Source organism: Lactobacillus taiwanensis, from assembly GCF_017894345.1.
Taxonomy (GTDB): Bacteria; Bacillota; Bacilli; order Lactobacillales; family Lactobacillaceae; genus Lactobacillus; species Lactobacillus taiwanensis.
Genome location: NZ_CP059276.1, coordinates 787,112 through 800,471, shown reverse-complemented (window position 1 = coordinate 800,471; position 13,360 = coordinate 787,112). Strand labels below are relative to the sequence as shown.

Sequence of the window (13,360 nt, the reverse complement as noted above, 5' to 3'; positions counted from 1 at the left end):
ACACTTCAAAAATAGTAATCTGCTTTTTTAGATATAACACAATAAAATGAATTAATTTTGATAAGTTTCCTTGATAAACAAAACGCAAATTGCTGCTAATATTCCTGAAACACCTGCTGTTAACATCATTGCGGGCATTGAATATTTCATCAGTGGGAATAATGCAAAGCTTAGTAATGACGCGATTATTTGCGGTAAACAAATTGAACAGTTAAATAATCCTAAATAAGTCCCCATGTGTTTGCCAGATAAGGCGTTAGAAACCATAGTTAAAGGATAAGTATTCATCGCAGCCCAAGACATTCCGATTAAAACAAATGATAAAATAAGTAAATTCTGTGAGTGAACAAAAAAGATTGATCCATATCCTACAGCTCCTAATAATAAACTAATTCCATAACCTAACTTATGATGATCATTTGGTACTTTTGCTAAAACATATGACCAAATTACTGCTGCAATAGATTGTACAGCCGTTAAAACACCAAACCAGTTACCTGCTAATTGGTAACCTGAAGAAGCGGGATCAACTGCTCTCCATACATTTTTGGCAATAGCCCCTGTAGCGTAAGTAGACAAATATTGAAATGAAAACCAACAAAATAATTGTACTAATGAAACTTCCCAAAAAACTTTAGGTGCATGTTTTAGTAATACAAACCAGTTACCATCCTTTTTATTATCTTCTTCTTTAATACCATGATAACGTGCATAAGTTTTAGGATCATATTCATGGACCTTTGTTACGGTTAACAAGCTAGTAATAACAAGGATTACAGCACCTACATAAAATGAAATTACAACCGATTGAGGCACTACACCCTTTTTAGCAGTATTGGCCACACCTAAAACTGTTAATAAGAATGGGAAAAATGCTGCAATTACTGCACCAGAGTTTGAAAGCATACTCTGAATACCGTAAGCATATGATTTTTGTTCATCATTAACCATATCCCCAATCATCATTTTAAATGGTTGCATCGCCATATTGGCCGCCACATCTAAAATGGCAATTGCAATAGCACCAAATACTAAAGCTTCAATAGATCCATATCCCAAACCAAAATTACCAATATTTGGCAAAAGTAACATCATAACTACCGCAAAGATCATCCCAATTAATAAATACGGTAATCTTCTTCCGCCAAGTTTTGGAGCCCATGTTTTATCAGATAGTGATCCAATAGCTGGTTGGACCACTAGACCAGCTAAAGGAGGCAAAATGAAGAACCAACCTAATTTCGTTGGGTCAGCACCTAAAGTTTGAAAAATACGACTCATTTGTGATGTTTCAAGTGTAAAGGCAATTTGGATACCTAAATATCCAAAGTTAATCATCCAAATTATACTTTTAGCAAGTTTTGGCAAACCAGATACTTCATTATTTTTATTCATAATTTTCTCCCTCACTATTACGCCTAAGCGCTTTCATAATTTTATATTAAGCAAGGATGAAAATGCTTTCAATATTAAATAAACTGTTACCGGTAACTAAAATTATAAAAAAGGACTGCCAATCTTTCTTTATAAACGAAGGATTAACAGTCTAAGGGAGATTTTATTTTTTAATTCTCTTATATTCTAAAAAATCATAATCAAATTCATTTTTGTTATCTGCTGAATGTTTTTCAACATTAAACAACTTAAAATCGTCATAATTCATATCCGGCATTTTCGTATCACCAACAAATATATGATGGATCTTGGTTTTTTGAAGAATATCAACATCATTTTTAAATTCTTCAAAAAGTCTCGCTCCACCAATAATATCAATTATTTCATTAGAATGATTTCCTAGCCAATTTCTTAATTGTTCAATCTGTGAAAAGATCTTAACGCGTGGATTATCTTGATATTCACGCTGCAAGATTGGGTTAGTCGAAAGAATAACATGCTCTCTTTTAGGAAGGAGCCCAGGAAAACTTTCAAAAGTTTTTCTTCCCATAACAATTACATGATCAGAAGTTAATTCTTTAAAATGTTTCATATCAGCTGGTAAATGCCAGGGTAACCTACCTTGGTAACCAATATAACTGGCTTCATCTTCTGCCCAAATAAATCTTAGCATTGATATCTCCTTATTCTTAAACGGCTACTGGTGCCTTAATTGTGCCATGATGTCGATAATCAATTAACTTGATATCTGACATTTCAAAATCTTGAACCATTTTTTTATCAGGATTTAACCAAAGTTGAGGAGAATTATAGGGCTTTTTACTCAATAAATCCTTCACTTGATTAAAAGGATTTTTATAAATATGAGCATCTCCCAAAGTATGAATAAATTCACCTGGTTTTAAACCTGTTTCTCGTGCAATTAGATTAACGAGCAAAGAGTAACTTGCAATATTAAACGGCACTCCTAAAAACATATCCCCTGATCTTTGATACAGCTGTAAACCTAATTTTCCATCATTAACATAAAACTGAAATAAAACATGACATGGTGGCAACGCAGAAGTTGGAACATCTTCTGGATTCCAAGCACTGACAATTAAACGCCTAGAATATGGTGTCTTCTTTATTTGATCAATTACATTTTGAATTTGATCAATAAAGCCACCTTCACGTTTTTTCCAGTGTCGCCATTGGGCGCCATATACGTCTCCTAAATTTCCATATTTTTCTGCAAAAGCTTGATCTTTTAATATTTTTTGATCAAACTTTTGCATTTCTTCTTGATAAATCTTCTTAAATTCAGGATCTTTTTGACTTCTAAGTCCGAAATCCGTCATATCAGGGCCATTATAATCAGAACTTTCTATCCAATTTTTAAAAGCCCACTCATCCCAAATATGATTATTATGTTCCAATAAAAATCGAATATTAGTATCTCCCCGTAGAAACCATAATAATTCGCTTTTAATAAGCCCAAACGGAATTCTTTTAGTAGTTAGAATAGGAAAGCCCTGGCTTAGATCAAATCTCATTTGCGCACCAAATAAACTTCTGGTACCTGTTCCTGTTCTATCTTCCTTATCATGTCCCTCAGACATAATTTTGTTTAATAAGTCTAAATATGGTTGCTCTAAAGTTGCCATTTTCTTTCTTCTTTCTATTGCGCATATTCCTCATTAAAATACCATATATTTAGTGTCTTGGTAAATACATATACTATATTTTGTATGTGCTTAGATGTGGTAGAATTAGATATTATATATTTTGGAGGAATTTTAATGATTTTAACGTGGGATATAATTCGACGAACTATTGAAGTTCTTTGGTTAATTAATGTAGGTTTAGCTATTTGGACTGTTTTTCGTAGTCATCGTGACATATCTTCTACATGGGCATGGCTTTTAATTTTATCGATCTTGCCATATGTTGGTTTTATATTATATTTATTTACCGGACGTCAATTATCTCATGACGATATTTTTTCAATTAAAACTGAACAAAAGAAATTTCGCGATCGCTTTCTTAATGAGCAAAATAAACTACTAAGAATTCATGATTTACTTCCAAGTAAAGACCAAAGTCCACGTAGTAGGCGATTAGTAGAATTAAACTTAAATAATGATGATGCCCTTTTAACCTTCAATAATAAAGTAGAAACTTTCGTAGATGGGCAAGTTCTATTTAAAAACATTCTAAAAAATATTGATCAAGCAAAAAATAGCATTAATATTGAATTCTATACTTTTTATGACGATCAATTGGGAAATCAAGTCTTACATGCTTTAGAAGAGGCTGCTAGTCGTGGAGTTAAAATTAGAATCCTATACGATGCAAGTGGTTCACGCGGTACACATCCTTCATTTTTTAAGAAATTGCGTCAATTAGGTGGACAGGCTCAACCCTTTATTTCAACAGCTGGAAATCGTTTCTTTACTACTCCACGTGCCAATTATCATTTACATCGCAAGTTAGTAATAATTGATAATGAAGTTGGCTATATCGGTGGCTTTAACATTGGTGACCAATATGTAGATCGAAGTCCAAAGTTTGGACACTGGCGAGATACTCATTTACGTGTTGTTGGGCAATCAGCTTTACTGATGGAAATTCGTTTTGCTATGGATTGGAATACAAGTTGTCGCAAATCTCATCTACCTAAATATAATGTTGATAGTTTGATTGAAAATTTTAAATTAAAAGTTGTTCAATCCGATAACTTAGTTCCAATGCAAATTGTTTCTTCAGGACCTGATAATAGTGATTTTGGTATTCGTCGCGCATATGAAGAAATAATTGCCCAGGCGCAAAATTACGTCTACATCCAAACTCCCTATCTAATTCCTGGAGACTCAATTTTAGAAGCTTTAATAATCGCAGCAAAAAGTGGTGTTGATGTAAGAATTATGATTCCTTCAATGCCAGATCATCCTTTTGTCTATCGCGCAACTGAATATTATGCAAAATATCTAGTTAATAATGGTGTCAAAGTTTATAAATATGATAATGGGTTCATTCATGCAAAAACTATTGTCAGCGGATCTAATATTGCTTCTGTTGGATCAGCTAATCAAGACTTCCGCAGTTATCAATTAAATTTTGAAGTAAATGCATTTACTTATAGTTCTAAGCTGACTAAAGAACTCAAAGAGATTTTTGAAGAAGATTTAAAAGACTCTACTTTACTAACAAAAGAATATTTTGACAATCAATCTAATTGGCGTAAATTTAAACAATACTTCTCACGATTATTATCACCAATTTTATAAAAAAACGAGGAAAACTCAGATTATTTATCTAAGTATTCCTCGTTTTTTCTTACTTACTCTTCTTCATCAACTACAGCAACACTTTTTCTTTCTTGATAAGAATAATATACCCAAGCAATAATTCCAAATGCTACAGGACCGATTGCTGTCCAGAAGGATGTTGCATAATCACCCGTAAATAATGGTTCAATACAAGTAAAGACAATTCCGATTGCTACTACTAGCCAAACAACGATTGTTACTGCCCAAACACGTTTTTTACCTTCAATAAATACAAATGGACGATCAATACCCTTCTTCATCTTAAAGAAAGGATATGCACCTATTAAGAATAAATATGGCGCAGATGATGAAACATTCATCATATCCATTAAAATGGTGTAGAATTGACCAGCTGCATTACCACCAAATGAAATAAACAAGATAATGACACTAACGATCGCAGCTTGAACCCACATTGAACGCTCTGGCATTCCATGCTTATTTAATTTAACTAAACTCTTAGGTAAAAGCTTTGGATCACAACCTTCAATAAATGATTTAACTGGTGAATAAACCATCAAGAATGCTGCTGAAATTCCAGCTAATACATCAGCTAATCCAGCAAAACGTGAAAATGCTGCTCCCAGAGTCAAAGAAGCCGAATGAGAAAGGCCGAAGGCTTTCCCAGTTTCAACTCCTAAGTTATTGATCAGAACATATTCAACATTAGCCAAGTCAACATTTTTTCCGCTTAATTCACTACTCCAATTTGCAGCGACACCACACATTAAAATGTTCAAAACATATAAAGCAGTCATCCAAATCATTGCAGTAATTAAGGCCTTAGGAAAAGTCTTTTCAGGCTTATCAACTGAATCGATGACTCCCGCAGATGTTTCCAAACCACCATAAGCAAATAAAGCATAAACAATAAATGAAACCACAGCAATTGGTGATTGAAAAGCCGGATTAGGCGAATGAACTAATGACTGAGCAGTTAACGGTTCTGCTAAGTGTCCATGATTCAAAAAGAATACCAAAATTGATACCAAAGTAAAGCCAATAGTAATAGCTAAAGTAAAAAAACCACCAACATTACTTACGGCTGCAATCTTATCAACACCTTTAGCAGCGAAGAAAGTTACTACTACTAAAAAGATAACTTCTAAAACTCCTAGGAGCTGCGTCGACGATAGATTTAAAAAATGCCAACTTTGAGTAGTATCATGCCCTGAAATTGCAGTTGATACTGACACTAAGAAAAATTGGGTGGATGATACCAACCACACTACCCAAGCTGCTAGCCAAATAAAAGTACCAATAAATGCCATTTTTTCACTAACTGAGCCTTTAAGCCAAGAAAAAATACCACCTTTAACACCTTTAAAAGCTGCTCCATATTCCGCAAAAATCAAAGCAGATGGTAAAAAGAATAAAACCGCAGTAATTATATACCATACGATACTAGCGTAACCCATTTGGTAATAAGCAGTTAATGAATTGCTAAAACCAAAAATGGCTGAAAAGATCATCAAAACAAGACTTTTTAGCCCAATCTTGACGGATTTGTCTTTTTTCATAAAAAACTAAAACACTCCCTCTTTCATACAAACATTATTATTATGCGCTTTTTATCAAATTAATACAAAATAGATTAAAATTGAGCAAAATAAAAAGACCCTATTGGGTCTTTTTTATGATTAAGCACTGTGGTACTTAACAAGACTATAGATGTCTAGATCTGGGAATTGTTCTCTTCCCTTTAAATCTGTCAATTCAATATAAAATGCTGCTCCAACTACGTCTCCACCCAAGTTTTCAATTAATTCTTTAGTTGCGTGAAGAGTACCTGCAGTAGCCATTAAGTCATCGCAAATTACTACTTTTTGACCTGGCTTAATTGCATCTTTATGCATTTCTAAGACATTAGAACCATATTCTAAATCATAAGAAGCACTTTCTACTTCGCGTGGCAACTTATGAGGTTTACGAGCTGGTATGAAACCAACTCCCAACTCTGTTGCAACAGGACAGCCAACAATAAATCCACGTGCTTCTGGTCCAACAATCACTTCTGCTCCACGACTCTTAGCATATTCAGCCAATTCATGGGTAGCAGCGCGATATAACTTGCCATCTTGCAAGATTGGGGTAATATCACGAAAAACAATCCCCTTATTTGGAAAATCCTGTACACTTGCAATATGTTCTTTAAAATCAATTGCCATTTAAAGAGAAACCTCCATTTTAGACTCTCATTGAAAAATTAGACTCAGCGGTCTTTGACTTGTATATTTTACCAAATTTTCCCTTCAAAATCAGGCTTAAGACGAACTTTTTAACAATTTATAACTAGTAATGATCACTTCAAATATTGCATGACATAATTAATTAATTGATCAGTCGGTATATTTTTTAATTGATTAGTGAATTTTATCTGGGATGCAATACTATTAAAATATCTAGAGGCGGATAATTTTTTACTTTCAGGATTTTTATTTCCAATGATTTTTCCATCAGTAAATGATACAAATTTTAATTCAAAGAAAACTCTTAAGATAAACAGAACTGTCTGATAATCTAACCCTAAATATGGCGATACAGTCCGATAATCATCAATAGTCAAATCAGGATGGGCATAAACATATTTTAAAGTTTTTCCGAAAGCATCCCTACTTGGCAAATCATTAATAGGTAATTTATCAAATAAAAAACGCAAATATAGTTGCTGATAGTTATTTTCTAAAGCTTTATTTAATTCAATTTGATTACGTGGTGTATCTAATAACGCCACTACTTCAGAACTACCATGATAGTCTTTAGCTAAACTTATCTTTTCTTCTGGAATTCCTAATCCGTTTCTAGCCCAAGAAACAGTATCTTTATCAAAAATTAGATACTTATCGGCAAATCCCATCACATAATCCTCTTTACGCATATCAATTACTTGATCAAAAACTGCTAATTTAGGTGCGCCATATTCAATCCCAGCAAGCATTCCTTGAACTGTAGATACATTCTTCCAAGTATTAATTGATAAAGTTACATAAAGTTCCTTAACAAACGGAAGTAAATTCTGATTTAAAAATCCTTTATTAAAACCAACTACTGTTAGTTTTCCTTTATTCTTTTCAGCAGTGAATTTAATATGATTTTTTTCCTTCCCCATTTTAAACAAACTCTTAATATGAGGCTCAGTAATGCTGAAAATAGGCTCTGGATTACCAGTACCAAACGGACCAACCAAATCAATTTCGTTTAGAGTTTCTGGTGAGACCTCTCTTAAATTTAATTCAAAATCAAAATCTTTAACTTCAAGACTAGTAGTTGGCTTAAAACTTTTTTCAAAACGTTCTCGTAATTCCTCTAACTTATCTGATCTCAAAGATAATCCGCAGGCAAAATCATGACCACCAAATTTATCTAATAAATCTTCTTTCATTGGCTCTAAAGCATCAAATAAATTAAAGCCCTCACTTGAGCGACCTGATCCCTTTAACTCTCCTTCTTCATCTTTTGTAAGAACAAGAGTTGGCTTATGTAATTTCTCTACAATTTTATTTGCTACTAACCCTAACACTCCTTCATGAAAGTTTGGATTATATAAAACTAGAGTATCTCGATGTTGCCAACCATTATCCTTTACTTGAGCTAAACAATTCTCATAAACTTCAGTTGTAAGTTCTTTTCGCTCGTTGTTTAATTCTTCAATTTTAGCAGCTATTTCTTCTGCTTGCTCTTCATCATCACTTAAAAGTAACTCAACAGCCAAACTAGCATCCGCAAGACGACCTACGGCATTTAATCGTGGAGCAATATTAAAACCAACGTCAGTTGCATTAATTTGCCCCATTGTTAAGCCAGCTTGCTTAATTAGAGCTCGTAGACCCGGTCTTTCTGTTTGGTTTAAAATATCTAAACCACGTTTAACAATGATATGACCTTCTCCTGTCACTTTGACCATATCACCGATAGTCCCAATCATCGCTAAATCAAGTAGTTCTGGCATCGTATCTTGCATTAAAGCTCGGCAAATTGTATATGCAACTCCTGCCCCGCAATAATCATCAAAAGGATATTTTTGACCCGGATAATTACAATGAACAGTACTAAAAGCAGCTGGCTTTTCATCTTGGAAAGTATGGTGGTCAGTTAAAATTACATCTACACCATGTTCTTGAGCATATTTAATCTCTTCAACACCCGTTACACCATTATCGACTGTAATAATAAGCTTTGTACCATCGTTTACAATATCTTGATAACGATCCATACTTGGTCCATAGCCATCTTTAAAGCGATCTGGAATGAAAAAATGAACATCAGCTCCTAAAATTTCCAAAGTATCCATCATAATACTCGTCGCAGTAATTCCGTCAGCATCATAATCGCCATAAATAGTGATTTTCTCACCATTATCAATTGCCTGATTAATTCGATTAATAGTTTTTTCCATATCATGCATTAAAAATGGATCTGCTAGATCTTCTTCAGTTGCATTTAACCAGAAATCCAACTTTTCTGTAGTATTGATACCTCTAAGTGCAAAAAGCTTTGCCTGGATATCTGTTAAGCCATAATCTTCTATCAATTGTTGATCTAAATTAGTTGCTTGTCTTTGTTGCCATTTCATTATTTTCTAGTTCACCTAAATCATTTATAAACATCTAATTTTCTATTATAGCAAAAATTAAAAAGGATTTACTTCCCTCATCCCAGAAGTAAACCCTCTTATTTAAGTTTAAAGACTTGTAAATTTTTATCAGTCGCGGGCTTCTCAGTAATTAACTTTCCTCTGATTGCCCAACGATTAACTCCACCATCAGCACAGGTAATTAAAGTAACAATATTTTGTTTCGTGTTATCTACTAACCATACCGCTGTTGGATCAACAATTTTTTTCATATATATGCGATAAACATAAATTTTATCAAGATTTGTTAAATATACCTTTTCACCTATTTTAGTATTTTCAAGTGGTGAAAACAGAACACCCTTAGCAGTCATATAGTGACCTGCTAAAGGATAGTTTCCCTTTCCCATTACCTGGTCAGGACGCATAGTGCCTCCTCCAGTTGACATGGCATCATTACTTAGACCTTTCATAATTGGTAAATACATATTCACACTTGGAACAGCAATTGCACCAATTGCATCAGCAGTATTTTTCACCCGAGATTTTGTTACCTGTCCAAAATCAATTTCTTCTACTTTAGAAAAATCAAACATTCCCTCTTTCTTCTGATTTTTCTTAACAGTTTCTTTATTCAACTTTTTTAGAGCAGTTGTTTGATTCTGCCTAACCATTATATCCCGAATTTGACTATTAAAAATCATCCCTAATCCAACAATTAGCAGAATAATTGCAACAATTCGAATTATCCATGTTTTTTTAGTAGTATTTTTTGTATGTTTTGTCATTTGTTTTTATCCTTAATTTATTAATGCTGTTATAAATTCTAACACAATTTACAAAAAATAATACTGATCTAAATATACGTAAATTTCTAAAAGAAACGGAAAAAGGCATACCAAGTATTCTTGATACACCTATAAAGTTAGCAATTATTATTTACCTTTGATATCATCATCATTCATTTTTAAAACAGCCATGAATGCATCTTGAGGTACTTCCACTTTTCCAACTGCCTTCATTCTCTTCTTACCACGACGCTGCTTCTCAAGCAACTTAGCACGTCTATCAGGATCCCCAGTATGGATCTTCCAAGTAACGTCCTTACGATATGGCTTAATTGTCGCACGAGAAATGATTTTAGCACCAATTGCACCTTGAATATCAACTTCAAAGTTTTGACGTGGAATTAATTTCTTAAGCATTGTAGTCATTTGACGAGCACGGTTTTGCGCTTCTTCACGGTGTGCAATAAAACTAAGAGCATCGATTGGCTCTTTATTAAGTAACATATCAATCTTAACTAAGTCCGTTGCACGATAACCAGTTATTTCATAATCAAGAGAAGCATATCCTTTAGTTGAAGACTTCAACTCATCAAAAAAGTCATAAATAATTTCAGCCAGTGGCATATTGTAAATAACATTTACTCGATACTTGTCAAGATAGTCCATTGTTACAAATTCGCCACGTTTTCGTTGACATAGCTCCATAACTGGACCAACAAAATCATTTGGTACCATAACTTCTGCCTTAACATAAGGTTCTTGAACTTCTTTATATTCACCAGCATCCGGTAAATCTGCTGGGTTATCGATTAATTTAGTTGAGACATCATTCATAATCGCATGATAATCTACACTTGGCGCAGTCATAATCAAATCCATGCCAAACTCTTGCTCAAGACGTTCTTGAACAACATCCATATGAAGTAATCCTAAAAAGCCGCAACGAAATCCAAAACCAAGTGCTTGAGAAGTTTCAGGCTCAAATTCTAAAGCTGCATCATTTAATTGTAGTTTTTGTAAAGCTTCTTTTAAATCATCATATTTTTGATTATCAACTGGATACATACCAGAATAAACCATCGGTGGAATTTGACGATAACCAGGAAGTGGTTTTTCAGTAGGATTTTCAGCACTTGTAATCGTATCACCGACACGAGTTTCACGAACTGATTTAATATTTGCAGTTAAATATCCAACATCCCCGGCAATAAGCATATCTTTTTTAACAGGATGAGGACTGGAAACACCAACTTCTGTTACTTCAAATTCTTTACCAGTATTCATAATTCGAATTTTATCTCCAGGTTTAACAGTACCTTCTTCAATTCGAACTGATAAAACTACTCCGCGATAATCGTCATACTTCGAATCAAAAATCAAAGCTTTCAACGGAGCATTTAAGTCACCACTTGGAGCAGGAACTTTTTGGACAATTTCTTCAAGCAATTCTGGAATACCTTGTCCAGTTTTACCAGAAACTTCAACTGCATCTGACGCATCAAGCCCAATCATTTCTTCAATTTCATTTTTACACATGTCAGGATCCGCTGATGGTAAATCGATCTTGTTAATGACTGGTAAAATTTCTAGGTCATCATCAATTGCTAAATAAGTATTAGCTAAAGTTTGTGCTTGAACACCCTGAGTAGCATCTACTACTAATAAAGCTCCTTCACAAGCAGCCAGTGATCTTGATACTTCATAAGAAAAGTCCACGTGTCCTGGTGTATCAATTAAGTGAAAAATATAAGTTTCTCCATCTTCAGCATGATATTTTACTTCAACAGAGTTCAACTTAATAGTAATACCACGTTGACGTTCTAGCGGCATATCGTCAAGCAATTGATTTTTCATTTGACGTTCAGAAACAGTATCTGTTAACTCTAAAATACGATCTGCAATCGTTGATTTACCATGATCAATATGAGCAACGATTGAAAAATTTCGAATATGTTTTTGATAATCTTGTAATTTCTTTATATCCATGTTCTCACCTTTTTCGCTTTATTAATTATATCAAAGGCTGGGTACTAGATAAAATTCTTAATGCAATATTTTGATAAATGATTGTCTAATATAAAAATAGAACGTATATCTCAGTCTTTTAGAGATATACGTTCTTTATTTATTCTCCGTTTAATTTGTCTTTTAAACGTTCAAAAAAGTTCTTTTCTTGAGGAGAAATATTACCGCCACCAGCTTTAACATAATCAACTAAAGCTTCTTTTTGCTTATCATTAATCTTCTTTGGAATGACAACCTTCACCGTTACTTCTTGGTCTCCGTTACCAGTACCATTAATCTTAGGAACACCTTGACCGCGTAATTTGAAGGTAGTGTTAGGTTGAGTACCGGCTGGAATAGTCAAATCAACTGGTCCGTGAACAGTATTTACGCGAATTTTATCTCCTAAAGCTGCTTGAGCAAAAGAAATCGGTGCTTCACTATAAATAGTTGTGCCATTTCTTCTAAATTCTTTACTTGGTTTAACTCTAAAGACAATATATAAGTCCCCGTAAGGACCACCATTTTTACCGGCTTCACCTTGACCGCTCAAGCGAATTTGTTGACCATTATCAATACCAGCTGGCACCTTAACTTCAAGAGTTTGCTTCTTATCAATAGTACCTTGTCCATGGCAAGTTTGGCACGGATGTTTAATGATAGTACCACGTCCGCCACACTTGTCACAGGTAGTTTGTTGTTGAATAACACCAAGCGGAGTCTGACGAGTTACAGTCATTACACCAGTTCCATGACATTTATCACAAGTAATTGGATGTGTGCCCTTTTCAGCACCAGAGCCATCACAAGTTGGACATACTTCACTCCTTGTATAAGTGATGTCAGTTTTCTTGCCTTTAATTGCATCCATAAAGTCAATAGTCATAGTATAATCTAAATCTTGACCTTTTTGAGGAGCAGTTGGATCTACTCGACTTCTACCTCCACCAAATGCTGAGCCAAAGATATCACCAAAAATATCACCAAAATCACTAAAGCCTTGAGAAGAATATCCTCCTTGGTTACCAAAACCGCCGAAGCCTTGGCCGCCAAAGCCGCCCTGACCATTTACACCGGCTTGACCAAATTGATCATATTGAGCTCTTTTTTGCTTATCATGCAGAACCTCATATGCTTCATTGACTTCTTTATATTTCTCTTCAGCGCCAGGTTCATGGTTCAAGTCTGGGTGATACTTCTTTGCTAGTTTACGGTAAGCTTTATTAATGTCACTTTCACTAGCATTTTTATCAATACCCAGCACATCATAATAATCACGTTGTGCCATC

General features: G+C 34.1%; 10 protein-coding genes. 1 reads left to right on the top strand and 9 read right to left on the bottom strand.

Going from position 1 to position 13,360, the window contains the following annotated elements; genetic code table 11:
* Positions 1 to 51: 51 nt before the first annotated feature.
* The 3 genes from H1A07_RS03815 to H1A07_RS03805 form a co-directional block, all read right to left on the bottom strand.
* Positions 52 to 1,395 (bottom strand): SLC45 family MFS transporter, encoded by a 1,344-nt coding sequence (locus H1A07_RS03815; protein ID WP_210145393.1) that lies wholly within the window; start codon positions 1,393 to 1,395, stop codon positions 52 to 54.
* Positions 1,396 to 1,558: 163 nt separating this feature from the next.
* Positions 1,559 to 2,068: a dihydrofolate reductase gene (locus H1A07_RS03810; RefSeq protein ID WP_210145392.1), complete on the bottom strand. Its 510-nt coding sequence runs from the start codon at positions 2,066 to 2,068 to the stop codon at positions 1,559 to 1,561.
* A 16-nt stretch (positions 2,069 to 2,084) separates the two neighbouring features.
* Positions 2,085 to 3,041, bottom strand: a complete 957-nt coding sequence (locus tag H1A07_RS03805) for a thymidylate synthase (protein ID WP_210145391.1) — start codon at positions 3,039 to 3,041, stop codon at positions 2,085 to 2,087.
* A 135-nt stretch (positions 3,042 to 3,176) separates the two neighbouring features.
* Between H1A07_RS03805 and cls the strand changes: the two genes are divergently transcribed.
* Positions 3,177 to 4,664, top strand: a complete 1,488-nt coding sequence (gene cls / locus H1A07_RS03800; RefSeq protein ID WP_094503195.1) for a cardiolipin synthase — start codon at positions 3,177 to 3,179, stop codon at positions 4,662 to 4,664.
* Positions 4,665 to 4,717: 53 nt separating this feature from the next.
* Here the strand turns inward: cls and yjeM are convergent, their stop codons facing one another.
* From yjeM to dnaJ, 6 genes are all read right to left on the bottom strand, one after another.
* Positions 4,718 to 6,226, bottom strand: a complete 1,509-nt coding sequence (yjeM, locus tag H1A07_RS03795) for a glutamate/gamma-aminobutyrate family transporter YjeM (RefSeq protein WP_210145390.1) — start codon at positions 6,224 to 6,226, stop codon at positions 4,718 to 4,720.
* A gap of 120 nt (positions 6,227 to 6,346) precedes the next feature.
* Complete coding sequence (locus H1A07_RS03790) at positions 6,347 to 6,874, bottom strand: adenine phosphoribosyltransferase (protein WP_210145389.1); 528 nt, start codon at positions 6,872 to 6,874, stop codon at positions 6,347 to 6,349.
* Positions 6,875 to 7,008: 134 nt separating this feature from the next.
* On the bottom strand, positions 7,009 to 9,279 hold the full coding sequence (gene recJ / locus H1A07_RS03785) for a single-stranded-DNA-specific exonuclease RecJ (protein WP_210145388.1): 2,271 nt from the start codon (positions 9,277 to 9,279) through the stop codon (positions 7,009 to 7,011).
* A 98-nt stretch (positions 9,280 to 9,377) separates the two neighbouring features.
* Positions 9,378 to 10,067: a class A sortase gene (locus H1A07_RS03780; protein WP_094503198.1), complete on the bottom strand. Its 690-nt coding sequence runs from the start codon at positions 10,065 to 10,067 to the stop codon at positions 9,378 to 9,380.
* 147 nt (positions 10,068 to 10,214) lie between these two features.
* Positions 10,215 to 12,053 carry a translation elongation factor 4 gene (lepA, locus tag H1A07_RS03775; protein ID WP_210145387.1) on the bottom strand — a complete coding sequence of 613 codons (1,839 nt, stop codon included), beginning with the start codon at positions 12,051 to 12,053 and terminating at the stop codon, positions 10,215 to 10,217.
* A 139-nt stretch (positions 12,054 to 12,192) separates the two neighbouring features.
* The gene (dnaJ, locus tag H1A07_RS03770; RefSeq protein WP_210145386.1) at positions 12,193 to 13,359 is read right to left on the bottom strand and encodes a molecular chaperone DnaJ; all 1,167 of its coding nucleotides are present in this window, start codon (positions 13,357 to 13,359) and stop codon (positions 12,193 to 12,195) included.
* Position 13,360: the final 1 nt, after the last annotated feature.